The sequence below is a fragment of the Pseudomonas sp. LRP2-20 genome (genome assembly GCF_024349685.1).
GTDB lineage: Bacteria > Pseudomonadota > Gammaproteobacteria > Pseudomonadales > Pseudomonadaceae > Aquipseudomonas.
Genome location: NZ_AP025944.1, coordinates 4934537 through 4960027, shown reverse-complemented (window position 1 = coordinate 4960027; position 25491 = coordinate 4934537). Strand labels below are relative to the sequence as shown.

The 25491-nt window shown below is 63.7% G+C and carries 21 protein-coding genes; 7 read left to right on the top strand and 14 right to left on the bottom strand.

Annotated features, from left to right (window positions below; translation table 11 throughout):
• Window positions 1-108: 108 nt before the first annotated feature.
• From OCX61_RS22210 to ttgA, 3 genes are read right to left on the bottom strand one after another with little or no spacing between them, the layout of a single operon-like run.
• Window positions 109-1563, bottom strand: a complete 1455-nt coding sequence (locus OCX61_RS22210) for an AdeC/AdeK/OprM family multidrug efflux complex outer membrane factor (RefSeq protein WP_261941399.1) — start codon at window positions 1561-1563, stop codon at window positions 109-111.
• Window positions 1560-4712: a multidrug efflux RND transporter permease subunit TtgB gene (gene ttgB / locus OCX61_RS22205; RefSeq protein WP_261941398.1), complete on the bottom strand. Its 3153-nt coding sequence runs from the start codon at window positions 4710-4712 to the stop codon at window positions 1560-1562. The genes OCX61_RS22210 and ttgB overlap by 4 nt, the downstream gene beginning before the upstream one ends.
• A 3-nt stretch (window positions 4713-4715) precedes the next feature.
• Window positions 4716-5870, bottom strand: a complete 1155-nt coding sequence (gene ttgA, locus OCX61_RS22200; protein ID WP_261941397.1) for a toluene efflux RND transporter periplasmic adaptor subunit TtgA — start codon at window positions 5868-5870, stop codon at window positions 4716-4718.
• Window positions 5871-6125: 255 nt separating this feature from the next.
• On the opposite strand from ttgA, the gene ttgR reads away from it, so the two are divergent.
• A complete protein-coding gene (gene ttgR, locus OCX61_RS22195) occupies window positions 6126-6758 on the top strand; it encodes an efflux transport transcriptional regulator TtgR (RefSeq protein WP_261941396.1) in 633 nt (210 codons plus the stop codon).
• 77 nt (window positions 6759-6835) lie between these two features.
• Here the strand turns inward: ttgR and OCX61_RS22190 are convergent, their stop codons facing one another.
• Window positions 6836-8287 carry an MDR family MFS transporter gene (locus tag OCX61_RS22190; protein ID WP_261941395.1) on the bottom strand — a complete coding sequence of 484 codons (1452 nt, stop codon included), beginning with the start codon at window positions 8285-8287 and terminating at the stop codon, window positions 6836-6838.
• A gap of 351 nt (window positions 8288-8638) precedes the next feature.
• On the opposite strand from OCX61_RS22190, the gene OCX61_RS22185 reads away from it, so the two are divergent.
• Window positions 8639-9508 carry an oxaloacetate decarboxylase gene (locus OCX61_RS22185; RefSeq protein ID WP_261941394.1) on the top strand — a complete coding sequence of 290 codons (870 nt, stop codon included), beginning with the start codon at window positions 8639-8641 and terminating at the stop codon, window positions 9506-9508.
• Between the two features lie 19 nt (window positions 9509-9527).
• Here OCX61_RS22185 and OCX61_RS22180 read toward each other — a convergent pair whose 3' ends face one another.
• Together OCX61_RS22180 and OCX61_RS22175 are read right to left on the bottom strand one after the other, a co-directional pair.
• A complete protein-coding gene (locus OCX61_RS22180; protein WP_177408513.1) occupies window positions 9528-9701 on the bottom strand; it encodes a hypothetical protein in 174 nt (57 codons plus the stop codon).
• Between the two features lie 45 nt (window positions 9702-9746).
• On the bottom strand, window positions 9747-10655 hold the full coding sequence (locus OCX61_RS22175; RefSeq protein ID WP_261941393.1) for a LysR family transcriptional regulator: 909 nt from the start codon (window positions 10653-10655) through the stop codon (window positions 9747-9749).
• A 108-nt stretch (window positions 10656-10763) separates the two neighbouring features.
• On the opposite strand from OCX61_RS22175, the gene OCX61_RS22170 reads away from it, so the two are divergent.
• Window positions 10764-11378 carry an NAD(P)-dependent oxidoreductase gene (locus OCX61_RS22170; RefSeq protein WP_261941392.1) on the top strand — a complete coding sequence of 205 codons (615 nt, stop codon included), beginning with the start codon at window positions 10764-10766 and terminating at the stop codon, window positions 11376-11378.
• 42 nt (window positions 11379-11420) lie between these two features.
• Here OCX61_RS22170 and OCX61_RS22165 read toward each other — a convergent pair whose 3' ends face one another.
• Complete coding sequence (locus OCX61_RS22165; RefSeq protein WP_261941391.1) at window positions 11421-12302, bottom strand: LysR substrate-binding domain-containing protein; 882 nt, start codon at window positions 12300-12302, stop codon at window positions 11421-11423.
• Window positions 12303-12431: 129 nt separating this feature from the next.
• Between OCX61_RS22165 and OCX61_RS22160 the strand changes: the two genes are divergently transcribed.
• Complete coding sequence (locus OCX61_RS22160) at window positions 12432-14069, top strand: 5-guanidino-2-oxopentanoate decarboxylase (protein ID WP_261941390.1); 1638 nt, start codon at window positions 12432-12434, stop codon at window positions 14067-14069.
• 2 nt (window positions 14070-14071) lie between these two features.
• Here the strand turns inward: OCX61_RS22160 and OCX61_RS22155 are convergent, their stop codons facing one another.
• Window positions 14072-14992, bottom strand: a complete 921-nt coding sequence (locus tag OCX61_RS22155; RefSeq protein ID WP_261941389.1) for an AraC family transcriptional regulator — start codon at window positions 14990-14992, stop codon at window positions 14072-14074.
• Window positions 14993-15194: 202 nt separating this feature from the next.
• Here OCX61_RS22155 and OCX61_RS22150 point away from each other — a divergent pair, with 202 nt between their 5' ends.
• Both OCX61_RS22150 and OCX61_RS22145 read left to right on the top strand, forming a co-directional pair.
• On the top strand, window positions 15195-15488 hold the full coding sequence (locus OCX61_RS22150; RefSeq protein ID WP_103449332.1) for a putative quinol monooxygenase: 294 nt from the start codon (window positions 15195-15197) through the stop codon (window positions 15486-15488).
• 12 nt (window positions 15489-15500) lie between these two features.
• Window positions 15501-15767: a hypothetical protein gene (locus OCX61_RS22145; RefSeq protein ID WP_079226713.1), complete on the top strand. Its 267-nt coding sequence runs from the start codon at window positions 15501-15503 to the stop codon at window positions 15765-15767.
• Here OCX61_RS22145 and OCX61_RS22140 read toward each other — a convergent pair whose 3' ends face one another.
• Window positions 15768-16373, bottom strand: coding sequence for a flavin reductase family protein (locus tag OCX61_RS22140; protein WP_261941388.1), 606 nt, complete (start codon window positions 16371-16373; stop codon window positions 15768-15770). It lies immediately after the preceding gene.
• Between the two features lie 101 nt (window positions 16374-16474).
• The gene (locus tag OCX61_RS22135) at window positions 16475-16879 is read right to left on the bottom strand and encodes a heme utilization protein (RefSeq protein ID WP_261941387.1); all 405 of its coding nucleotides are present in this window, start codon (window positions 16877-16879) and stop codon (window positions 16475-16477) included.
• 352 nt (window positions 16880-17231) lie between these two features.
• On the opposite strand from OCX61_RS22135, the gene OCX61_RS22130 reads away from it, so the two are divergent.
• On the top strand, window positions 17232-17984 hold the full coding sequence (locus OCX61_RS22130; protein WP_261941386.1) for a COG4705 family protein: 753 nt from the start codon (window positions 17232-17234) through the stop codon (window positions 17982-17984).
• Between the two features lie 347 nt (window positions 17985-18331).
• Here the strand turns inward: OCX61_RS22130 and OCX61_RS22125 are convergent, their stop codons facing one another.
• The 4 genes from OCX61_RS22125 to bglX form a co-directional block, all read right to left on the bottom strand.
• Window positions 18332-19651: an MFS transporter gene (locus OCX61_RS22125; RefSeq protein WP_261941385.1), complete on the bottom strand. Its 1320-nt coding sequence runs from the start codon at window positions 19649-19651 to the stop codon at window positions 18332-18334.
• A gap of 255 nt (window positions 19652-19906) precedes the next feature.
• Entirely contained in the window at window positions 19907-21241 is a 1335-nt protein-coding gene (gene mifR, locus OCX61_RS22120) for a two-component system response regulator MifR (protein WP_261941384.1), read from the bottom strand.
• Window positions 21235-22992: a two-component system sensor histidine kinase MifS gene (gene mifS, locus OCX61_RS22115; protein ID WP_261941383.1), complete on the bottom strand. Its 1758-nt coding sequence runs from the start codon at window positions 22990-22992 to the stop codon at window positions 21235-21237. Before mifS ends, mifR begins: the two co-directional genes overlap by 7 nt.
• 136 nt (window positions 22993-23128) lie before the next feature.
• On the bottom strand, window positions 23129-25420 hold the full coding sequence (gene bglX / locus OCX61_RS22110; protein ID WP_261941382.1) for a beta-glucosidase BglX: 2292 nt from the start codon (window positions 25418-25420) through the stop codon (window positions 23129-23131).
• Window positions 25421-25491: the final 71 nt, after the last annotated feature.

Below are 25491 nucleotides of genomic sequence, written 5' to 3'. Positions count from 1 at the left end.
CCTGCACCGGCCTCTTCGAGGCGTCGAACCGCCGCGAAGAGGCCGGTGCAGGCAATCGACAAACAAAAAGCCCAGCGCGAGGCTGGGCTTGTTGCTGTTGCGGGTCGATCAGCTCTTCGGTGTGTCCACCGAGGCTTGCTGATTGGCCTGGCCAGTCTGCTCGTACCAGCCACCGCCGAGTGCCTTGTACAGGTTGACCTCGCTGGTCAGCTGCGAGAGGCGGTCGGTGATCAGTGACTGCTGGGACGAGTACAGGTTGCGCTGGGCATCGAGGAACGTCAGGTTGCTGTCGATACCGATGCGGTAGCGGCGTTCGGCCAGGCGGTAGTAGTCCTGGTTCGCCTGCACCAGGTCGCGTTGCGCCTGCAGCTGCTCTTCGAAGGTCTTGCGCGCCGCCAGGCCATCGGAGACTTCCTGGAAGGCGGTCTGGATGGTCTTTTCGTACTTGGCGACGTTGATGTCCTTCTGGATCTTCGAGTAGTCCAGGCTGGCCTTCAGGCTGCCGGCGTTGAAGATCGGCAGGTTGATCTGCGGCTGGAACAGCCAGGTGCCCTGGCCGCCTGCGAACAAGTGGCCCATGTCGGGGCTCAGGCTGCCGGCATTGGCCGTCAGGCTGATGCTCGGGAAGAACGCTGCACGGGCAGCACCGATGTTGGCATTGGCAGCCTTGAGCAGGTGCTCGGCTTCCTGGATGTCCGGGCGACGCTGAAGGATCTCGGACGGCAGGCCGGCCGGTACCTCGGCCAGCTGGTCGGCATTGAGCTCCAGTGGCTTGGCCAGGTCGGCCGGAATGCCGGTGCCCAGCAGCACGGTCAGGCTGTTGACGTCCTGGGCGACCAGGCGCTGGTACTGCGAGTACTTGACCCGTGCACCTTCCACGGCGGTGCGCGACTGGCTGACGTCGAGCGCCGAAGCCACACCGACTTCGTTGCTGCGACGGGTCAGGTTGTAGCTTTCCTCGTAGGTCTTGAGCGTCTCTTCGGTCAGCTTGAACAGCGCCTGGTCGGCCTGCCAAGTGTAGTAGGCGTTGGCCACGCTGGCTACCAGGGCAATCTGCGTGGAACGGCGCGCCTGCTCGCTGGACAGGTAGGTTTCCAGGGCCTGCTCGGTCAGGCTGCGCACGCGGCCGAACAGGTCCAGCTCATAGGCACTGACGCCCAGGGTGGCCGAGTACTGGCTGGTGATGCTGGACTCACCGCTGGTCGACATGTTCGCCGGCACGCGCTGGCGGCTGCCGCTGCCGGTAGCCGAAACTGCCGGGAACAGGTCGGCGCGCTGGATGCGGTACTGGGCGCGGTAGGCGTCGATGTTCAACGCTGCCACACGCAGGTCGCGGTTGTTCACCAGCGAGGTCTGGATCAACTGCTGCAGTGCCGGGTCATGGAAGAACTGGCGCCAGCCCTGTTCGGCGGCGGCCACCTCGGCCGACTGGGTCGGCGAGTACGCAGGGCCTTGCGGCCACTGCGCAGCCACCGGCGATTCCGGGGTCTGGTAGTCAGGGATCAGCGAGCAGCCGCCGAGAATGAAAGCGGTTACCGCCAGGGACAATAAAGACTTGGTCATTGCCCAGCCTCATAACGTGGAGTTTCAGGGGAGTCGTGTTTTTCCGGCTCTTTGCTGCCGAACAGCGACGACACTGCGACGAAGAATAGCGGTACCCAGAAGATTGCCAGTACGGTCGCACTGATCATGCCGCCGATCACACCGGTGCCGATGGCGTGCTGGCTGCCGGCGCCGGCGCCGCTGGCGATGGTCAACGGTACCACGCCGAGGATGAACGCCAGCGAGGTCATGATGATCGGGCGCAGACGCATGCGGCACGCCTCGATGGCCGAGTCGTACAGGCTGCGGCCCTGCTCGTGCAGTTCCTTGGCGAACTCGACGATCAGGATCGCGTTCTTCGCCGCCAGGCCGATGGTGGTCAACAGGCCGACCAGGAAGTACACGTCGTTGGACAGCCCGCGCAGGCTGGTGGCGATCAGAGCACCGATGATACCCAGTGGGACGACCAGCACGACGGCGATCGGGATCGACCAGCTCTCGTACAGCGCTGCCAGGCAGAGGAACACGAACAGTACCGAAAGGGCGAACAGCGCCGGCATCTGCGAGCCGGAGAGCTTTTCCTCGTAGGACATGCCAGTCCAGGAGTAGCCGATACCTGCTGGCAGTTCGCCAGCGATGCGCTCGACTTCGGCCATGGCCTCACCGGTACTGTAGCCTGGCGCTGGCGCACCGAGGATTTCCATCGCTTCGACGCCGTTGTAACGCGACAGCTTCGGCGAACCGTAGGTCCACTCGCCCTTGGCGAAGGAGGAGAACGGTACCATCTCGCCGGCGCCGTTGCGCACGTACCACTTCTGCAGGTCTTCCGGGCTCATCCGCGAGTTGGGTTCACCCTGGATGTACACCTTCTTGACCCGGCCACGGTCGATGAAGTCGTTGACGTAGCTGGCACCCAGGGCAATCGACAGGGTGTTGTTGATGTCGGCGATGGTCACGCCCAGGGCGCTGGCACGTTCGTCATCGATGGTCAGCTGGTACTGCGGTTCATCGTTCAGGCCGTTCGGGCGCACAGCGCTGAGGATCTTGCTCTGCGCGGCCTTGGCCAGGAACTGGTTGCGCGCTTCCATCAGCTTGGCGTGGCCGACACCGCCGCGGTCCTGGAGGAACACGTCGAAGCCGGTGGCGTTACCCAGCTCGAGTACTGCCGGTGGAGCGAAGGCGAACACCATCGCGTCACGGAAGGTGAAGAAGTGCTGCTGGGCACGCTGGGCCAGGGCGAACACGCTGTTTTCCTTGGAGCGTTCATCCCAGGGTTTGAGCATGATGAACGCCATGCCCGAGCTCTGGCCGCGGCCGGCGAAGTTGAAGCCGTTGACGGTGAACACCGACGAAACGGTGTCAGATTCATCCTTGAGCAGGTACTCGCGCATCTGGTCGACCACCACCTGGGTGCGCTCGGCACTGGAGCCGGCCGGGGTCTGCACCTGGGCGAACAGTACGCCCTGGTCTTCTTCAGGCAGGAACGCGGTAGGGATGCGGGCGAACAGCCAGATCATGCCGACCACGATCAGGGCATAGGCCAGCAGGAACGGCACCTTGTTGCGCAGGATGCCGCCCACGCTGCGCTCGTAGCCGTTGACGCTGCGGTCGAAGTTGCGGTTGAACCAGCCGAAGAAGCCACCTTTGGCGGTGTGGTGCTCGCCTTTCTTCAGCGGCTTGAGCATGGTTGCGCACAAGGCCGGGGTGAAGATCAGCGCTACCAGGACCGAGAGGCCCATTGCCGAAACGATGGTGATGGAGAACTGCCGGTAGATCACGCCGGTGGAACCACCGAAGAACGCCATGGGCAGCAGTACCGCCGACAGCACCAGGGCGATACCCACCAGGGCGCCCTGGATCTGCTCCATGGAGCGCTTGGTCGCCTCCTTGGGCGGCAGGCCTTCCTCGGACATCACCCGCTCGACGTTCTCCACCACGACGATGGCGTCGTCCACCAGCAAGCCGATGGCCAGGACCATGGCGAACATGGTCAGGGTGTTGATGCTGAAGCCCGCGGCGGCAAGGATGCCGAAGGTACCCAGCAACACCACCGGTACGGTCATGGTGGTGATGATGGTGGCGCGGAAGTTCTGCAGGAACAGGTACATCACCAGGAACACCAGGACCACGGCTTCGATCAAGGTGTGGATCACGCCGCTGATCGATTCGGTGACCACCGGGGTGGTGTCATACGGGAACACCGCTTTCACCCCAGGCGGGAAGAACGGTTCAAGGTCGGAAATGGTCTTGCGCAGGGCCTTGGCGGTGTCCAGGGCGTTGGCGCCGGTGGCCAGTTTTACCGCAAGGCCGGAAGCCGGCTTGCCGTTGAACTGAGCGCTGACCGCGTAGTTTTCACCGCCCAGGCCTACCTGGGCAACATCACCCAGACGCACCTGCGAACCGTCGTTGTTGACCTTGAGCAGGATCTTCTCGAACTGCTCGGCGGTCTGCAGGCGGGTCTTGCCGATGATGGTGGCGTTCAGCTGGGTGCCAGGCATGGCAGGCAAGCCGCCAAGCTGGCCGGAGGACACCTGCACGTTCTGCGCGGCAACTGCGGTCTTGACGTCGACCGGGGTCAGCTGGAACTTGTTCAGCTTGGCCGGATCGAGCCAGATACGCATGGCGTACTGTGCACCGAACACCTGGAAGTCACCCACGCCGGCAGTCCGCGAAATCGGGTCCTGCATGTTGGAGACGATGTAGTTGGCCAGGTCGTCCTTGGTCATGCTGCCGTCTTCGGACACCAGTCCGATCACCAGCAGGAAGTTCTTCACTGCCTTGGTGACGCGGATACCTTGCTGCTGCACTTCCTGCGGCAGCAGCGGGGTGGCCAGGTTGAGCTTGTTCTGCACCTGGACCTGGGCGGTGTCAGGGTTGGTGCCCTGTTCGAAGGTGGCGGTAATGGTCATGCTGCCGTCGGAGTTACTTTCCGACGACACATAACGCAGGTTGTCGATACCGTTGAGCTGCTGCTCGATGACCTGCACCACGGTGTCCTGCACGGTCTGCGCCGAGGCGCCCGGGTAGGTCACGGCGATGGCGATGGCCGGCGGCGCGATGCTCGGGTACTGGTTGATCGGCAGCTTCAGGATCGACAAGGCGCCGACCAGCATGATCACCAAGGCGATCACCCAGGCGAAGATCGGGCGATCGATAAAGAACTTCGACATGGTTTACTCCGCTTTGGCGTCTGCTTTGGCCGCGTTGGCCTGATCAGGGCTGCCCGGCTTCTTGACGTTGGTGGCGTCGCTGACCTTGACCTCGACGCCTGGGCGTACGTATTGCAGGCCTTCGGTGATCAGGCGGTCGCCCGGGTTCAAGCCTTCCTCGATCAGCCAGTCGCTGCCCAGGGTGCGGCTGGCCTTGAGCTGGCGCAGTTCGACCTTGTTCTCCTGGTTGACCACCAGCGCGGTCGGCGCGCCCTTGAGGTCGCGGGTCACGCCCTGCTGAGGGGCCAGGATGGCGTTGGCGTTGACCCCGGCCTTGAGCCGCGCATGCACGAACATGCCTGGCAGCAGGGTGTGGTCGGGGTTGGGGAAGAGCGCGCGCAGGGTCACCGAGCCGGTGGTCTCGTCGACCGAGACTTCGGAGAATTCGAGGCGACCTTCCTGCTTGAACAGGCTGCCGTCTTCCAGTACCAGCTGCACCGAGGCGGCGTTGTCGCCGGCCTTCTGCAGCTGGCCGCTTTCCAGGTCACGGCGCAGCTTGAGCAGTTCGGCGGTGGACTGGGTGACGTCGACGTAGATCGGGTCGAGCTGCTGGATGGTGGCCATGGCGTTGGTCTGGCCATTGTTCACCAACGCGCCCTCGGTGACCGAAGAGCGCCCGATACGGCCGCTGATCGGTGCCAGGACCTTGGTGTAACGCAGGTCGATCTGCGCGCTTTTCAGCGAAGCTTCGGCCTGCAATCGTTTGGCACTGGCATCGTCGTATTCCTGTTTCGATACCGCCTGTTCGTTGACCAGCTGCTTGTAGCGCTCGGCCAGCGACTTGGTCGACTGCAGGTTGGCCTGGGCATTGGCCAGGTTGGCTTCGTACACGGCTGGGTCGATCTGGTACAGCTGCTGGCCTTCCTTGACCTCGCTGCCTTCCTTGAACAGGCGCTTGAGGATGATGCCGTTGACCTGCGGGCGCACTTCGGCAACGCGGTAGGCGCTGGTGCGCCCCGGTAGTTCCGAGGTCAGGGTGAAGGACTGTGGCTGCAAGGTGACGACGCCGACCAGAGGAGCCTGCGCTGCGGGCGCGGCTTCTTCTTTCTTACAGCCACTTAGCAGGGTTGCCAGGGCGACGGCGGAAACCAGAGCGGTAACGGCTGGCTTGAATTGCATGAGGATCCTCGGGTCGCAAGAGCAGGGAGACGCTCAAGAGTAATGGAAGAGTCTTGTCAGAAAAAAACTATCCGGTGGATAAATAGCTTACTAACGAATATACTTACATTCACGGTTGTTTGTAAATACCGCTGGGTAGTACTTGGCTACTACCACAGCCCTCGATTAGCCCATTCGGGAGGCACCCTGCAGAGGTGACCCCGGCGTTTTTCCCCGGCTGCGCAGCGCAGCGGGCCCAGATGAGGTTGCACTGCCATGGTCCGTCGAACAAAAGAAGAAGCCCAGGAGACCCGCGCCCAGATCATCGAGGCAGCGGAGAAGGCCTTCTACAAGCGCGGGGTTGCGCGCACCACGCTGGCCGACATCGCCGAGCTGGCGGGCGTGACCCGGGGCGCGATCTACTGGCATTTCAACAACAAGGCGGAACTGGTACAGGCGCTGCTCGACAGCCTGCATGAAACCCATGACCACCTGGCGCGGGCCAGTGAAAGCGAAGACGAACTGGACCCGCTCGGCTGCATGCGCAAGCTGTTGCTGCAGGTGCTCAACGAGCTGGTGCTCGACGCCCGTACCCGGCGTATCAATGAAATCTTGCATCACAAGTGCGAGTTCACCGATGACATGTGTGAAATTCGCCAGCAGCGCCAAGGTGCGGTGCTGGATTGCCATGTGGGCATCAAGCTGGCCTTCGCCAATGCCGTGCGCCGCGGTCAGCTACCTGCGGATATCGATATAGAACGAGCGGCTGTGGCTTTGTTCGCCTATGTCGATGGCCTGATCGGGCGCTGGTTGCTGCTGCCTGACAGTTTCGATCTGCTGCGCGACGCGGAAAAATGGGTCGACACAGGGCTGGATATGCTGCGCTTGAGCCCTGCGCTGCGCAAATGACACTTTGTTAAGGATTGTGAGGAAGTGTTTCCCTTGTGTATTAACCAAGCATTAACGCCTGCCGGCAAGCGCAGCCGTCAACGGCCGCGCAATTGCCGGTCCGGCAGTGCCACGGCCGCCAGCAACCCCAGCAGCGCAATCGCAGCACTGCCCAGCAGCAGGTGACGGAAGGTCTCCAGCAGCCTCATCTGTGTGTCTGGGTCCGCCTCGCCCGCCTTCAAGCTCCCCAGCAGTGGGTTGCCCAGCAACTCGAAACCACCCTGTTGCAGCAGCGCCAGCAGCAGGCTGGACATGCACGCCACGCCCATGGCTCCACCCAGCGAACGGAACAGGTTGGTGGTGCTGGTGGCCACGCCGATATCCTTGCTGGCCACTGCGCTCTGCGTACCCACCAGCGAGGTCGGGAATTGCAGGCCGCAGGCAATACCGGTGAGCAGCATGAACACGGCACTGAGCACGCCGGACTGCGGCGGGGTGATGGCCATGGCGAAGATCGCCACGGGCATCAGCACCGCACCTGCCAGAATTTGCGGCTTGAAGCGCCCGGTGCGGCTGGTCATGCGGCCACCGGTGAAGGCACCCATGGGCAGCCCCATGGCCAACGGCAGCAGGTGCAGCGCGGCGCTGTCGGCCCCGGCGCCGGTGATGCCCTGGTAGCGCAGCGGCATCAGCATGGTCAGCGAGATCGACTGGAAGCTGGCGAAGAAGATCACCCCCCAGCACAGCACGGCAACCCGGTTGCCGAACAGGTCCATGGGCAGCAGCGGTTCCTGGCAGCGCCGCTCATGGCCGATGAACAAGGCCAGGCCAAGCGCTGCGCAGGCGAACAAGGCCAGCACGGCAGGCGCGGTCCAGGGCTGGCCCTGGCCGACCAGGGTGATGCCCAGCAGCAAGCTGCCCAGGCCTAGGATCAGCAGCACGGCGCCGAGGTAATCGACCCGGGCCTGACGGCGTTGCACGGGCATGCCGGCCAGGGCGCGGTGGATCGCCCACAGCGCGACCAGGCCCAGCGGCAGGTTGATCCAGAACACCCAGCGCCAGGACAGGTACTCGGTCAGCCAGCCGCCGAGCACTGGCCCGGCCACGCTGGCCACGGCGTACATGCTGCTGAAGTAGCCCTGGTAGCGGCCGCGTTCACGCGGTGGCACGAAGTCGCCGATGATCGCCTGGCTCACCGACACCATACCGCCGGCACCGATGCCTTGCAGCACGCGCGCCATCACCAGCTGCTGCATGTCCTGGGCCAGGGCGCAGGCGATCGAGGCCAGGGTGAACAGGCTGATGCCGGTGAGGATCATGCGCCGGCGGCCATACAGGTCGCCGAGCTTGCCGTAGATCGGCACGGCCACCGTCATCGCCACCATGTAGCCGGAGATCACCCAGGCCAGCAGGCCGACGTCGTTGAACTGGGCCGAGATGGCCGGCATGGAGACGGCAACGATGGTCTGGTCGAGGGCGCCGAGAAAGATCGCCAGCATCAGGGCGGTCAACACGTTGCGCAGGACGGTCGGGGGCAGGGCGGCGGTCACGGGGGTACCTTGTCTGAGGGTGACGCGAATAGCGCGATTGTAACCCGGGTTAGGTAGCTCCCTATGTACTATCTGCATCGCCTATGCAAGATCGGCATTGGCGCATTCATCCAGCGCTGCATGGCTGCGTGATATCGTTGGTATGCCACAGGGGCTGTACGCCGCGGCCTGCACCAGCTTGGTGCAGCATTTTGTCGCAGCACTGCACGCCGCTGTCTCCCACACCTTTTATTCCTCTGCCTGCATGTCGAGCATGACCGCCCAGATGGCGACGGTTGGAACAGGTCAGGTAGACCCGATTCAGGGGTCGGTAGCAACCGTTCAATTTCTACATATATAAGCGGAGTGATCATGCCCAAGGCTTCCCATCAAGATCTGCGTTTTGCCTTCCGCGAGCTGCTCGCTTCAGGTTCCTGCTATCACACCGCCTCCGTGTTCGACCCGATGTCGGCACGCATCGCTGCCGACCTGGGTTTTGAGGTCGGCATCCTCGGCGGTTCGGTGGCTTCGTTGCAGGTGCTGGCCGCCCCCGACTTCGCCCTGATCACCTTGAGTGAGTTTGTCGAGCAGGCCACCCGTATTGGTCGCGTGGCGCAACTGCCGGTGCTCGCCGATGCCGACCATGGTTATGGCAATGCGCTCAACGTGATGCGCACGGTCGTCGAACTGGAGCGCGCCGGCGTGGCGGCGCTGACCATCGAAGACACTCTGCTGCCCGCCCAGTTCGGGCGCAAGTCCACCGACCTGATCTCGGTCGAGGAGGGCGTAGGCAAGATTCGTGCGGCCCTGGAAGCGCGCGTCGACTCGTCGCTGTCGATCATCGCCCGGACCAACGCAGGGGTGCTCACCACCGAGGAAATCATCGTGCGCACCCAGAGCTACCAGAAGGCCGGTGCCGACGGTATCTGCATGGTCGGGGTGAAGGATTTCGAGCAGCTGGAACAGATTGCCGAGCACCTGACGGTGCCGCTGATGCTGGTGACCTACGCCAACCCCAACCTGCGTGACGACGAACGCCTCGCTCGCCTGGGCGTGCGTATCGTGGTTGATGGCCATGCCGCTTACTTCGCCGCGATCAAGGCCACTTACGATTGCCTGCGCCTGCAGCGCGGCCAGCAGAACAAGTCCGAGAACCTCAGCGCCACCGAGCTCTCGCACACCTACACCCAGCCTGAGGACTACATCCGCTGGGCCAAGGAGTACATGAGCGTCGAGGAGTGATCGGCGTGGCGCCGGTCAACTAACGGACGGCACTCAAGGTTGCGGTGTGGGGCACGCAGTGTTCCTGCTCGCAACGGTTGGCCGCACTGGGCTGGCTGCGTAGCAGCTCGGCGCGCCAGCAGGCCGAGCCATACAGCGCTGCGACTGCGGTCAGGGCCATGACCAGGGCGACCCTTCTGGACTTGATTCCCATGGTGCTCGCCTCCTGTGACTGCAACAGGTGATGCTGTAAGCATAGTCAATACAGGTCTCGGTCCCACTCCGGTTCGTCCTTGAACCGTTGCACCAGAAAATCCAGCATGCTGCGCAAGGTCGCTGGCATATGCTTGCGCGAGGTGTATACCGCGTTCAGGCTCAGCTCCCGTGGCCGCGCTTGCGGTAGCAGGCGCACCAGGGCGCCGCTGCGCAGGGCCATGGCCGCCTGGTAGGTCGGCAGCATGGCGATGCCGGCAGCTGCCAGCGTCGCGTTCTGCAGTGTCATGACCTCGTTGGCGCTGATGTTGCCTTGCACTGGCACGGCGATCTGCTGGCCATCCACCTCGAAATGCCACAGGCTGTGGCCGAAGTAGGCATGGGTCAGGCAGTTGTGCTGGCTCAGTTCCTCGACCCGTTGCGGTGTGCCGTGCTCGCGCAGGTAGGCGGGCGAGGCGCAGATCACTGAGCGGCATACGGTCAGGCGCCTGGCGATCAGGTTGGGGTCCAGGTCGTTGCTGGTGCGGATTGCCAGGTCGATGCGCTCATCCACCAGGTTGACCGTGCGATCGAGCATCTGCAGTTCAACCTTCACGCCTGGGTAGCGCCGCACATAATCGGCCACTGCATCCACCAGCTGCGCCTGGCCAAACGATGTACTCACGCTGATGCGCAGGGCCCCCTTTGGTGCATCTTGCGGTTGTTGCACGGCGGCTTGCAGGTCGCCGGCCAGCTCCAGCAGCTGGCGGCAGCGGGGCAGGGTTTCCTGGCCGGCGGCGGTCAGGCTGAGCTTGCGCGTGGTGCGCTGCATCAGCCGTGCGCCGACCCAGTCCTCCAGCTCGGCCAGGTAGCGCGACACCACTGGCCGCGACAGCTGCAGATGGTCTGCCGCTGCCGACTGGCTGCCCAGGTCGACGACGGTGACGAAAACGCGCATGGCGTTGAGACGGTCCATGATTTGCCCGATTTCAGAAACAAACTATGTCTGAGCATCGCATTTTTTGTCATGGATCGGGCAACTAAGCTGTGTGCATTCGTTGTTCAACTGCTGGAGAACCTACCCATGAGCAAGATCGCAATCATCGGTGCCACCGGCCGTGCCGGCAGCCAATTGCTGGAAGAAGCCCTGCGCCGTGGTCACAGCGTCGTGGCCATCGCCCGCGACCCCTCGAAGCTGCAGGGGCGTGATGGTGTAACTACCCGGGCGCTGGATGCCAAGGACAGTGCCGCTTTGCAGCAGGCGGTTGCGGGTGTCGACGCGGTGCTGAGTGCAGCGCATTTCTCGACCCTTGAACCCCACGCCGTCATCGAACCGGTCAAGCGCGCCGGGGTCAAGCGCCTGTTGGTGGTGGGCGGTGCCGGTAGCCTGCTGCTGCCTTCCGGCCACCGTGTGATCGACAGCCCCGACTTCCCTGAAGCCTACAAGGCAGAAGCCACTGCCGGCGTGCGTTTTCTCGAGGTGCTGCGCCAGGAGCCGACGCTGGACTGGACCTTCCTGTCGCCGTCGGCGGAGTTCGTCGAAGGTGAGCGCAGTGGGCACTACACGCTGGGCAAGGACCATCTGCTGATCGGTGCGGATGGCAAGAGCTGGATCACCTTTGCCGACTTCGCCATCGCGATGCTCGATGAGCTGGAGAAACCGGCGCACTCGCGCCAGCGCTTTACCGTCGGCTACTGAATCGTCTGGTTTTTCTGTAGGAGCGCCCCGGCAAGGCCGCTCCTACAGTCGAGGATTGGCGCGATCTTCAAGCCAATCCAGCAACTCCACCAGCCCCGGCGGCAGGCTCTTCGCCTGGCTCGCCAGGTAATACCCTTTACCGGTTTTAACCTTCAGCGCAAACGGCATGCACAACCGCCCGCTGAGTAGGTCATCCCCAATCAGCGACCAGTCACCAATCGCCACGCCAGTGCCTTGGGATGCCATGGCCATCGCCATGTCCAGGGTTTCGAAATGCTGCTTCGGGCCCTGGGCCTCCAGCAGCACGCCTGCTGCCTGCAGCCACAGCCGCCAGTCATGCTCATCCCGTGACGGGTGCAGCAGCATATGGCGCGCCAGGTCCTGGATCTGGTGCAGCGCGATCGGCCCATTCAACAGCGACGGTGCGCACACCGGCGTGAGCTGCTCGTCGAACAGCTTGCGCACTCGCAGCCCATGGTTCGGCGCCTCGCCATAGACCACGGCGGCATCGAAACCTTCACGGCGAAAATCCACCCCGTGCTGCACCGTGGTGGTCAGCTCCACCGGCACGTCGGGCCGCAGCGCCTGCCATTCCATCAGCCGCGGCAGCAGCCAGCGCATCACGCAGGTCGGAGCCTTGAGCTGCAAGGTGGCGCTGCGCCCGCCCACTTCGCGTACACCTTGTTCGATCAGGCCAAAGATCTGCTGCACCCGTGGCAGCCAGTCCTGGCCCTCGCGGGTCAGGCTCAGGCCACGGGCCTGGCGCTGGAACAAGGCGTAGCCCAGGTGCTCCTCAAGCCCGGCGATCTGCCGGCTTACGGCCCCCTGGGTAATGTGCAGCTGCTGCGCGGCACGGGTGAAATTGCAGTGCTGGGCGGTGACCAGGAAGGTGTGCAGGGCGGGCAGGGGCGGTAGCCGTTTCATTGCGCTGAGCCATGATTACAGGACATGGCTAGTATGTGTTTTTTTGCATTGTGGCGGTAGCCATGCCTTGGGTCCAATGGGCGCAGATTCCAACAAGATGCTCCCCAACAAGATCTTAGGTGAAACCCGATGGCTACCTGTGGCGAAGTACTGGTCAAACTCCTTGAAGGCTATGGCGTGGACCATGTCTTCGGCATCCCCGGCGTACACACCGTGGAGCTCTACCGTGGCCTGGCGGGCTCGTCGATCCGCCACATCACCCCGCGCCACGAGCAGGGCGCCGGCTTCATGGCTGATGGCTATGCGCGTACCCGTGGCAAGCCTGGCGTGTGCTTCATCATTACTGGCCCGGGGATGACCAACATCACCACCGCCATGGGCCAGGCCTATGCCGATTCGATCCCGATGCTGGTGATTTCCAGCGTGCAGTCGCGGGATCAACTGGGCGGTGGTCGCGGCAAGCTGCACGAGCTGCCGAACCAGTCCGCGCTGGTGTCGGGCGTGGCGGCGTTCTCGCAGACGCTGATGAGCGCCGATGACCTGCCGCAGGTGCTGGCCCGCGCCTTCGCCGTGTTCGACGGCGCCCGCCCGCGCCCGGTGCACATCGAGATCCCCCTGGACGTGCTGGTCGAGCCCGCTGATCACCTGCTGCCGGGCCGCCCTGTGCGCAGTGCCCGTGCTGGCGCCGCCCCCCAGGCAGTGGCCGCCATGGCCGAGCGCCTGGCCAAGGCACGTCGGCCGCTGATCCTCGCCGGTGGTGGTGCGCTGGCTGCGGGCGCGCCACTGGCGCTGCTGGCCGAGCACTTGCAGGCGCCGGTGGCGCTGACCATCAATGCCAAGGGCCTGCTGCCGGCCAGCCACCCGTTGCAGATCGGTTCGACCCAATCGCTGGTTGCCACCCGTGAGCTGGTGGAAGAGGCCGATGTGGTGCTGGCGATCGGCACCGAACTGGCCGAGACCGACTATGACGTGACTTTCAAGGGTGGCTTCAAGATCCCCGGCAGTTTGCTGCGCATCGATATCGACCCGGACCAGACCGTGCGCAATTACCTGCCCGAGCTGGCACTGGTGGCGGATGCCGAGCTTGCCGCCCAGGCCGTGCTCGAAGCCTTGCGGCAGCTGCCGTCGCCGGTGCGCGCCGAGGGCTGGGGGGGGGGCCGTGCGCAGCGCTTGCGCGAGTCGTTGGCGGCAAGCTGGGACCAGCCGACGCTGAGCCAGACCCGGTTGCTGACTGGCATCCTGGAGCGGCTGCCCAACGCCATCCTGGTCGGTGATTCGACCCAGCCGGTGTACACCGGCAACCTGACCCTGGACATGCCGGCGCCACGCCGCTGGTTCAATGCTTCCACCGGTTACGGCACCCTGGGTTACGCCTTGCCGGCGGCGATGGGCGCCTGGTTGGGCTGCGCCGAACAGATCAGCGAGCGAGCACCTGCGGTATGCCTGATTGGCGATGGCGGCATGCAGTTCACCCTGCCGGAGCTGGCCAGCGCAGTCGAGGCTCAGGTGCCGCTGATCGTTTTGCTGTGGAACAACCAAGGCTACGAGGAAATCAAGAAGTACATGGTCAACCGGGCCATCGAGCCGGTTGGCGTGGACATCCATACCCCGGACTTCATCGGCGTGGCGCGGGCGTTGGGCGCCGACGCCGAGCATGTGGCCGATGTCGAGCAACTGCAGGCTGCGCTGGGCAGGGCAGTGGAACGCAAGGGGCCGACGCTGATCCAGGTTGATCAGAACCAGTGGCAGGCAGCGGTCGCGGGCTGATATCAACCCGCACTGGCGCGCAACCTTGCGACATCTCGAATCGGTGGTGCGCCATATAGCCGGCTGTACTCGCGGCTGAACTGCGACGGGCTTTCGTACCCCACCCGATAGCCCGCTACCGCCGCTTCCAGGCCGTCGTTGAGCATCAGCCGCCGCGCCTCCTGCAGGCGCAGTTGCTTTTGGTACTGCAACGGGCTCATGGAAGTCACGGCCTTGAAACGGTGATGCAAGGTCGAGGTGCTGAGGTTGACCTCGCGGGCCAGGTCCTCGATGCGCAGCGGCTGCTGGAAGTTCTGGTTGAGCCAGGTGATGGCTTGGCACACCCTGTGAGTCTGGCTGTTGGCCAGGGCAATTTCGTACAGGCGATAACCCTGCGGCCCACGCAGCAGGCGGTAGAGAATCTCGCGACGAATGAGCGGCGCCAGCATGCCGATGTCGCGCGGTGAATCCAGCAGGCGGATCAGCCGCAGCAACGCGTCGAGCAGCTGTGGATCGGTGCGCTCCACATACAGGCCACGGCCAGAGGGCAGGTTGGGCACCAGCATCGGCCCGCTCTCTGCGATCAACTGGCTGATTTCGGGAGGGTCGAGGTCCATGCGGATACCCAGGCTAGGGTTCTCCGGGCTGGCGTCCAGCTTCACGCCGCTCAGCGGCAAGGTCACCGAAACCACCATGTAGTGCAACGGGTCGTAGGCGTACTGTTCGTCGCCGAGGAACAGGCTCTTGCTGCCCTGCGCCAGGATGCACAAAGCGGGTTGGGCCAAGGTCGGCACAGATCGAACGTTCTCGGTGTAGCGCACCAGGTAGAGGTCGTCGATGGCCGAGGCGGGGCCATAGGGCTCACCGGCGTGCTTGCGAATCAGCTCGGCCAGTTCCTGGCGTTGCACTTCCAGAGTCGGGTCGATGGACGGGGCGGTGGTCATGATGGCTTTCCTCTGCTGACCGACGCAGCATAGGTTTGGGCAATGGCGGGCGCTAGTCGAAAGCTGCACGTCGATTGCCTGATCCTGCCGTGCTGCAGGATCAGGCAATCGGTGAGCAGTAATGGCCTAACGCGTCGCGCGCGCCAGCCCCTAACCTTGGCAGCCTGGTTTTTCCGCCCGCCTGCTTCAAGGAGATCAAGCAATGACCCTACGACAACCGGTCACCCATCTGGCTTTCATCCGCGCCAGCAGCGGTCGTTCCGCAGAGCTCGGCGCCCGCTTGCGCGACCTGCTGGAGCCATCCTTGCGCACACCGGGTTGCCTGAGCTTCACCGTGCAGCGCTCCCAGGCCGATGCCGACCTGTGGCTGCTCAGTGGCAGCTGGCAGGATCAGCAGGCGATGAGTGGCTACTTCGCCTCGCCCACCCTCAATGTGTTCGGCGAGCTGGTTCAGGCGCAGGTCGTCAGCAGCCTCGACTTGCATACCTTCGATTGAAACACGGTTAGAATGCCGCCCCTCGATCAACAGGCGGATGGCAACATGGCACGTAGAGAATTCCCGCATTTCGAAGCGGTATCGGCGATGGTCCCGGTGGAAGGCGGTGGCTACAACGCCGCTATCGCGGTCAAGGCACTGGGCATGGGCGGCGCACCACGCTTTCACAAGGTGCTCGACGAGCAAGTGTTCAAAAGCGCCATGGCGGCCGACGAGGCCGCCTGCGCCGAACTCGCACGCCTGCAGGGCGTGGGCGAGGAAGGCGAACTGATCTGGTGATCAGGCCTGTGGGCGAGCCATCTTGAACAGGTTGCCCAACTCGAAGTAATCCGCCGGGCCACCGCCACGCAGGATCGGTTCGGCGGCAGCGGTATCGTAGATACCGTTCTTCAGCAGGTGCTCGGCAATGTGCACTGCCACCACTTCACCAAGAATCAGCCAACTCGGCACCGGTTCCTGGTCGGCGCGCTTGAGCTGGACGATCTGAGTCACCTTGCACTCGAAGGCCACCGGCGTTTCGCCCACCCGTGGCACCTTGACGATACTCGATGGCGCCGCAGTCAGGCCGCTGAGTTCGAACTCGTTGATATCGGCGGCAACAGCCGCGCAGCTCTGGTTCATCTGCTCGGCCAGCGGGCGGGTGGCCAGGTTCCAGACGAATTCGCCGGTCTGCTCGATGTTGTTCAGGCTGTCTTTGCGCCCGACGCTGCAGAAACCGATGATCGGTGGAATGTAGTTGAAGGCGTTGAAGAAGCTGTAAGGCGCGAGGTTCAACTGGCCGTCCTGGCTCTGCGAAGAGATCCAGCCGATCGGGCGTGGGCCGACGATGGCGTTGAACGGGTCGTGGGGCAGGCCGTGGCCTTTGGCGGGTTCGTAGTAGTACATCTGGCTACATCCTGGGTGCGAGGCGCCTAGTGTGCCAAGCCTTGGGCCGCCTGGAAATGATCAAGCCCGGCCGAGGCCGGGCTGGTAGCACACAACAGGGATCAACTGATGCGGTGGCTGTTGGTGCGGTCGAAGCCGTCTTCGGCGAAGCGTTGGCCGCCAGTGCGGTCGAAGCCGTCTTCGGCGAAGCGTTGGCCACCAGTGCGGTCGAAGCCGTCTTCGGCGAAGCGTTGGCCGCCAGTGCGGTCGAAGCCGTCTTCGGCGAAGCGTTGGCCACCAGTGCGGTCGAAGCCGTCTTCGGCGAAGCGTTGGCCACCAGTGCGGTCGAAGCCGTCTTCAGCGAAGCGTTGTGCGCCAGTGTGGTCAAAACCGTCTTCTGCGTAGGTGGCCGATTGCGTCTGGGCGGCGGTGAAGGTGTGGGCGTTGGTGCGGTCGAAACCGTCTTCGGCAAATGCGCCAGCAGCGAATACCGAGAGGGCCAGGGTGAGGATCAGTTTGCTTTTCATGGTCGTTGCTCCTTTGGTGCGAGAGGTTGTTTGTTTCTATGGGTTCAATGCTACGCCTATTAATTTGATTAAAAAGCGCAAAAAATAACGCCTAAAAATCGAATTAATAGATGTATTGGTCCGCACACGCTGCAAGTCAGCGTATGCTGCAGCCACTTCTTCAGGAGATTCGAACCCAGGGCGAGCGCAATGCTTCGCCAGCCATTGCAGATTGAGGGAGCGGGATTAATCGGCGGTTAAGAACGAAAAATCTTAATTTGTAACAACGTATGACGCTTTTTTCATATATCGCCAACCGATTTTTCAGGCCTTGCTCAGCACCATCGCCGCACCTAATTCCGGAGCGGTGACAATGAACAAACTTCCGCAAATCACCTTGGTCTTCTGGGTCATGAAGATCTGCGCCACCACCCTTGGCGAAACAGCCGGTGATCTGCTGTCGATGACCCTCAACGTTGGCTATGCGGTCAGCTCCATGGTGCTGATCAGCGTGTTCCTGGTGACGTTGTTCGGTCAGCTGTTTTCGCGTCGCTATCACCCGATGCTGTACTGGCTGGTGATCCTCTCCACCAGTACTGCGGGCACCACCATGTCCGACTTCATGGACCGCACCCTGGGTCTGGGCTATGCCACGGGCTCGGCAATCCTGATCGGTACCTTGCTGCTGACCTTCCTGGTCTGGCGCCTGAGCGGCAACCCGCTTGACGTCACCCGTATCAAGAACCGCACCGGTGAAATCTTCTACTGGGTGGCGATCCTGTTCTCCAACACCTTGGGAACCGCGCTGGGCGATTACCTGGCGGATGATTCGGGCCTGGGCTTTGCGGGCGGTGCATTGCTGGTTGGCAGCGCCATCGCCTTGGTGGTACTGGCCCGCTATTGGACGCGTATCCCGGGCGTGGTGCTGTTCTGGGTAGCCTTCGTGCTGACCCGCCCGTTTGGCGCCACCCTTGGCGACGTGCTGACCAAACCGCACGAGAAGGGCGGCCTGGACTTCGGCACCATCGGTTCTTCCGCGGTGCTGGGTGGTGTGCTGCTGGTGCTGGTGCTGATGGCGAGCTGGTACCAGCGCCGTGAGCCGCGTCAGGTGTTAGAGATGTCGTGAGTGCCTGACTGAACGGTGGTGTGGGCTGAAATCGAGCGCCGCCCGCGCGGCGCATCGCGAGCTGCGCTCGCTCCTACGTTTGTTTCGGGCCAGTAATCTCTGTGACAGGCGCGCGCGACCGCTTTGTTGGTACGACACGATATCGCGTCGAGCACCAAAGGGTTCGCGTGCAAATCTCACAGGAATAATTGGCCCGAAACAAACGTAGGAGCGAGCGCAGCTCGCGATGCGCCGCGCGGGCGGCGCTCGATCTCATAAGCGCTGAAGATCTCCAGGCAAACCCCTGGTAGCCACAAAAAAGGGGGTGTCCGTATTACGGAACACCCCCTCTCAATCGCTGAATACTGTCAGTCAGTAGTAATCCGCGAATGCTGCTTGGTGTCCTTCATGGTCGCGTACACCAGCAGCGAGCAGGCGATGCATGCCGTGACGTACCAGTAGAAGCCGCTTTCCATGCCAGCGCTCTTGAACCACAGGGCCACGTACTCGGCGGTGCCGCCGAAGATCGACACGGTCAGCGCGTATGGCAGGCCGACGCCCAGGGCGCGGATTTCGGTAGGGAACAGCTCGGCCTTCACCACCGCGTTGATCGAGGTGTAGCCGCTGACGATGATCAGCGCTGCCATGATCAGGAAGAACGCGCCCCACCAGGTCTGAATGGTGTGCAGGGTGCTGAGGATCGGCACGGTGAACAGGGTGCCGAGTACGCCGAAGGCGATCAGGATCGGGCGACGGCCGATCTTGTCGGACAGGCCACCGATCACCGGCTGCAGGCACATGAACAGGAACAGCGTGGCCGCCGAGATGGTGGTCGAATCACTGATGCTCATGCCCACGGTGTTGACCAGGTACTTCTGCATGTAAGTGGTGTAGGTGTAGAAGGCCAGGGTGCCGCCCATGGTCAGGCCAACCACGGTCATCAGCTCTTTAGGGTGGCGCATGAGCGTGCGCATCAGGCTTTCCTTGGCCTTTTCCTTCTTGGTGAAGGAGGCGGTTTCTTCCATGCCGCGGCGCAGGTAAAGCGCAACCACCGCGCACAGCGCGCCGATCACGAAGGGTACGCGCCAGCCCCAGGCATACAGCTGCTCGGTGGTCAGGGTCTGTTGCAGGATGATCAGCACCGCCAGGGCGATGAGCTGGCCGGAGATCAGCGTCACGTACTGGAAGCTTGAGAAGAAGCCACGGCGGTCCTTGCTGGCCATCTCGCTCAGGTAGGTGGCCGAGGTACCGTATTCGCCGCCCACCGACAGGCCCTGCATCAGGCGTGCGACGACCAGCAGGACCGGCGCCGCGACGCCGATGGTTTCATAGCCCGGGGTCAGGGCGATCACCAGGGAGCCGGCGCACATCAGCAGCACCGAAGCCATCAGGGCGGCTTTGCGACCCTTGCGATCGGCATACAGGCCCATCAGCCAGCCACCGATCGGGCGCATCAGGAAGCCCACGGCGAAGATTGCGGCGGTATTGAGCAGTTGTGCGGTGGAGTCGCCAGCGGGGAAGAAGGCCTTGGCGAAGTACAGCGAGAATGCGGCGTAGACGTACCAGTCGTACCATTCGACCATATTGCCGATGGAACCACTGAAGATCGACTTGAGGCGGCTGGTGGTGGTTTTTTCAGCGGCGGGCGCGACGGCCGCCCCGGCTGGCAGGGAGGTGGCGTTATCCATCAGGGATACCTTCTCGTTGTTTTTGTGGAGCGCGCCGAAGCGCAGCTTGCCAGGGCAGTTGCAGAAGGTGTGCCAAATGGGTGCGCAACGATCCAAATGGGGGCGTTCGCGGGCACAGGGGCCGCATGCTGCTTGAGCCAGCAGCTCCCTCTGTGGGAGCGGGCTTGCCCGCGAAGGGCTGCAAAGCAGCCCCGGGATGGTCTGGAAATGAGCGGATATTTGCCTATTGATGTCAGGCGATAAGCGGATTTCCGCCTACTGCCGCGCGATAAAGTCTTCACGCACCAAACCATGCCGTTGCATCTTCTCGTTCAACGTTCGCCGAGGCAGCTGCAAGGCCTCCATCACCGCCTTGATCTCCCCGCCATGCTGACGCAGCGCCGCTCGCAGGCACTGGGCCTCGAAGGCCTCGATCTGCTCGACCAGCGATTGCCCTGCGGGCACCGCCTCGATGTTCGGTGAGCCCAGCCCCAACGCATGGCGCTCCGCCGCATTGGCCAGCTCACGCACGTTGCCCGGCCAGTCATGGGTGAGCAATTGCGCCAGCTGCGCGCCCGACAATGCCGGCGTCTGGCGTCCAAGCTTCTCGGCCGTCGCCCGGGCAAAGTGCTCGAACAGCAGCGGGATATCCTCACGCCGCTCACGCAACGGCGCCAGGCGCAGTTCCGCCACGTTCAGGCGATAGGCCAGGTCTTCGCGAAAACGCCCGGCGCGTGCCTCTTCGAGCAAGTCAGGCTTGGTTGCGGCAACGATTCGCAGGTCGACGCTGATGCTCTGGTTGGCCCCCAACCGCTCCAGCTTCTGCTCCTGGATCACCCGCAACAGCTTGGCCTGCTGGGCCAGCGGCATGCTCTCGATTTCATCGAGGAACACGGTACCGCCGTTGGCGTATTCCAGTTTGCCTATGCGTTTGCCCTGGGCGCCGGTGAATGCACCGCTTTCGTGACCAAACAGTTCGGCTTCGAACAGCGATTCGGGAATGGCCGCGCAGTTGAGCGCGACGAACGGTTTGTCGGCACGCGGTCCGAAGTCGTGCAGGCAGCGCGCCACGCGCTCCTTGCCGCTACCGGTTTCGCCGCGGATCAGCACATTGACCGGCAGGTTGGCCAGGTCGAGCACCTGCCGGCGTAGCTGCTGCAGGCCTTGCGACATACCCAGCAGGGTTGCTTCCAGGCGCGACTTGAGGTCGGCCTGTTCATGCAGGCGGCGGTTCTCCAGGACCAGCTGGCGTTTCTCCAGGGCGCGGCGCAGGCTGCCCAGCAAGTGCTGAGGGGTGAAGGGCTTTTCGAGGAAATCGTAGGCGCCGTTGCGCATCGCTTCGACCGCCATTGGCACATCGCCATGGCCGGTCAGCAGGATCACCGGCAGGTCCGGGTCATCCGCCTGCAGGCGTCCGAGCAGTTGCAGGCCACCCATGCCCGGCATGCGGACGTCGCTGATGATCACCCCGGCAAAGTGCGTGGGCAGCTGGGCCAGGCAGTCTTCGGCGCGAGCGAACAGCTGCACGCTGAAGCCCGACAGGCTCAGCCACTGCTCGACTGCAGTGCGGATGCTGGCTTCATCATCGACGACGATCACCGAATTCAACATACAGGCTCCAGGTCACGGGGCAGGGTCAGGCTCAGGCGGGCACCACCCGGCAGGTTCTCGGCGTGCAACTGGCCGCCGGCTTCGACGATGATGCCATAGGAAATCGCCAGGCCCAGGCCCAGGCCTTCGCCCACCGGCTTGGTGGTGAAAAACGGGTCGAAGACTTTCGCCAGGTCCGATTCGGCAATACCGCCGCCGGAATCCAGCACGCTCAGGCGCCACTGCTCGTGCTCAGGTTCGATGCGGACCTCCAGGCGCTTGTAGCTTTTGTCGGCCATGGCGTCGAGGGCGTTGCGCAGCAGGTTGATCAGTACCTGTTCGAGGCGAATCGCATCGCCCCGAACCCAGGCTGGGCGGGCCAGGTACAGGGCCACCTCGACTTCCTCGCTGCGAATGCGGGTGTCCAGCAGGTGCAGGGCCTGGTCGACCACGGTGGCCAGGTCGAGGCGCTCGCGCAAGCCGACCGGGCTGTTGCGGGCGAAGGTCTTCAGGTGGCTGGTCAGCGCGGCCATGCGCGTGAGCATCTGCTCCAGCGGTTCGAGGGCCTTGCGTGCGTCGTCGTAGCGGCCGTGGTCGAGCAGCAGGCGCAGGGTTTCCAGCTGCATGCGCTGGGTGGTCAGCGGCTGGTTGATTTCGTGGGCCATGGCCGCCGACATCTGCCCCAGCGCCGCCAGCTTGGCTGACTGCACCAGGCCTTCCTGGGCGGTGCGCAGCTCGCGGGTGCGTTCCTCGACCTGGCGCTTGAGCTCTTCGCGGCTGCGCTGGCGCAGGCGGGCCAGGCGCAGGCGCTGGCTGACGAACAGCGCGGCGAACACCAGGCTCAACCACACAGCGGCGGCGCCCAGTGCCGCGTTGCGGCCAGCGGCTTCGACCTGCGGCTTGCGCAGCAGGTGCAAGGTCCAGTCCTCGCCTTCCAGCGGCAGGCTTTCCCAGAGGTATTCGGCGGGGCCGTCGGGGCCCTGCACGCGGCTCAGGTAACTGTTGCTGGCGAAGCGGGTAAGTACCTGGTGCTGAAGCGGCACCAGCGGCTGTTTGTCGTATTGGCGAGTTTCGCCAAGCTCGGCGCGGTCGGCGCCGCTGAGCGGTTTGAGTTCGCGGTAGCGCCAGCCGTCCTGGTTGGCGATGAAGGTAATGCCGCGGGCGTCACTGACCAGCAGGATGTCGCTGCCCTGGCGCCATTCGCGCTCAAGCTCGGGGAATTCCAGCTTGACCACCATGGCGCCGAGGAAGCGCCCCTGTTCGTCGCTGACTGCACTGGACAGGAAGTAGCCTGGCACGCCACTGGTCACGCCCACCGCATAGAAGCGGCCGCTACCCTGGCTGCGGGTCTGTTTGAAGTAGGGGCGAAAGCCGTAGTTGGAGCCTACGTAGGTGGTCGGCAGGCGCCAGTTGCTGGCGGCTACGGCCAGCCCGGTGCGGTCGAGCAACTCCAGGGTCGAGGAGTTGGCGGCGCCGTTGATGCGTTCGAGCTTGAGGTTGAGCGCGTGCTGCACCGGCTCGCTGACCGGGCCGCGCAGGGCGTCGATCAGCTCCGGGTCCAGGGCCAGCACGGCGGGCAGGGCGCGGTAGCGATCGATCAGGGTGTGCAGGGCATTGGCGTACAGCACCAGCTGCTGGCTGGCGCGCAGGGCGTCGTCTTCCATTGCCTGGCGTTTGGCCTGGTGCATGGCCCAGCCGGCGCTGAGAACGGTGCCGAGCACGATCAGCAGAGTGATCACCCCCAAACGCAGGGCGCGAAAGGAATAGGGCATGGGGCGGATCCAACTGAAGGAATATCGGGTCCGGCCCTTTCGCGGGCAAGCCCGCTCCCACCCGTGTTCTGCACACAGTCAGATTTGATGGGAGCGGGCTTGTCCCGCGAAAGGGCCAGCGCTGGCGACCAATCAGTTACAGCAGTTCGAAGCTCTTCTGCTGCACAGCCTCGGAATCCAGCCCGACCTGGACATTGAACTCACCAGGCTCGGCCACCCGCTGCAACTGGCCATTGTAGAACTTAAGGTCGTCCTCGCTGATGCGGAAGGTCAAGGTCCGCGACTCACCGGCCTTGAGCATCAGTTTCTGGAAGTTTTTCAGCTCCTTGACCGGGCGGCTCATCGACGCCGACACATCCTGCAGGTACAGCTGCACCACCGTCTCGCCGTCGAGCTTGCCGGTGTTCTTCACCGTCACCTTGGCCTCCAGGGTGTCGCCACGCTTGAGGTCCTTGTTCGACAGGGTCAGGCCCGACAGCTCGAAGCTGCTGTAGCTCAGGCCATAGCCGAACGGGTACAGCGGGCCGTTGGGTTCTTCGAAGTACTGCGAGGTGTAGTTGCCCGGCTTGCCTGGGGTGTACGGCCGGCCGATGCGTGTGTGGTTGTAGTACATCGGGATCTGCCCGACCGAGCGCGGGAAGGTGATGGCCAGCTTGCCCGATGGGTTGTAGTCGCCAAACAGCACGTCGGCGATGGCGTTGCCGCCTTCGGTGCCGGAGAACCAGGTTTCGAGGATGGCGTCGGCTTGCTCACGCTCCCAGCTGATCGACAGTGGGCGGCCGTTCATCAGGACCAGCACCAGCGGCTTGCCGGTTGCCTTCAGGGCCTTGATCAGCTCGCGCTGGCTGGCCGGGATTTCCAGGGTGGTGCGGCTCGACGACTCGTGGGACATGCCACGCGACTCGCCGACCACAGCCACCACCACATCGGACTGCTTGGCGGCTTTGACCGCTTCATCGATCAACACCGCCGCAGGGCGTGGGTCATCGACGATTTCCGGGGCATCGAAGTTGAGGAAGTTCAGGTAATCGAGGATCGCCTTGTCGCCCGTGACGTTGGAGCCCTTGGCGTACACCAGCTTGGCCTTGCCCTCGACAGCGCGGCGCAGGCCCTCGCGCACGGTAACCGAATGCATCGGCTTGCCGTCTGCAGCCCAGCTGCCCATCATGTCGATCGGGGCATCGGCCAGCGGGCCGACCAGGGCGATGGTGCCGGCCTTTTTCAGCGGCAGGGTCTGGTTGCGGTTTTCCAGCAGTACCAGGCTGCGGCGCGCCACGTCGCGGGCCGCGTCGCGGTGCAGGCGGTTGTCGGCGTAGTAGTCTTTCAGGTCGGTTTCGGCCTTGCCGATGCGCACGTACGGGTCCTTGAACAGGCCCATGTCGTACTTGGCGCCGAGCACCTCGCGCACGGCCTGGTCAAGCTCGTGCTCGGTCACCTCGCCGGACTTCAGCAGCCCTGGCAGCTCTTCGCCGTACAGGGTGTCGTTCATGCTCATGTCGATGCCGGCCTTGATCGCCAGCTTGGCGGCTTCACGGCCGTCGCGGGCGACACCGTGGCGGATCAGTTCCTGGATGGCGCCGTGGTCACTGATGGTGACGCCCTTGAAGCCCCACTGCTTGCGCAGCAGGTCGTTCATCAGCCAGGTGTTGGAGGTGGCCGGCACGCCGTTGATCGAGTTGAGCGCCACCATCACCCCGCCGGCACCTGCGTCGAGCGCAGCACGGTAGGGCGGCAGGTAGTCGTTGTACATCTTCGGCAGGCTCATATCGACCGTGTTGTAGTCGCGCCCGCCCTCGACTGCGCCGTACAGGGCGAAGTGCTTGACGATGGCCATGATGCTGTCGGGGTTTGCCGGGCTGCTGCCCTGGAACGAGCGGACCATCACCTGGCCGATCTTCGAGGTCAGGTAGGTGTCTTCGCCGAAGCCTTCACTGGTGCGGCCCCAGCGTGGGTCGCGGGCGATGTCGACCATTGGCGCGAAGGTCATGTCCAGGGCGTCGGCCGACGCTTCGATGGCCGAGGTGCGGCCGACCTTGGCGATGGCGTCCATGTCCCAGCTGGCAGCCAGGCCCAGGCCGATCGGGAAGATGGTGCGTTCGCCGTGGATGGTGTCGTAGGCGAAGAACATCGGGATCTTCAGGCGGCTGCGCATGGCAGCGTCCTGCATCGGCCGGTTCTCGGGAGCGGTGCGCGAGTTGAAGGTGCCGCCGATGCGCCCGGCGGCGATTTCTTCGCGGATCTTGTCGCGGGGCATTTCCGGGCCGATGCTGATCAGGCGCAACTGGCCGATCTTCTCGGCTTCAGTCATCTGGCTGATCAGATGGTCGATGAACGCCTGCTTGTCCTGCAAGGGCGGGGCGGTAGGGGCGGCAAGGGCCGCCTGGCTGGCAAGGCCCATGGCCAGGCCCAGCAAAGACAGTTTCATCATCAATTCCATTGTCGAGGCCCTTGCCGTATCCATGGTGATACGTGCGTGGCCGAAGTTTTCAGGCGGCTATT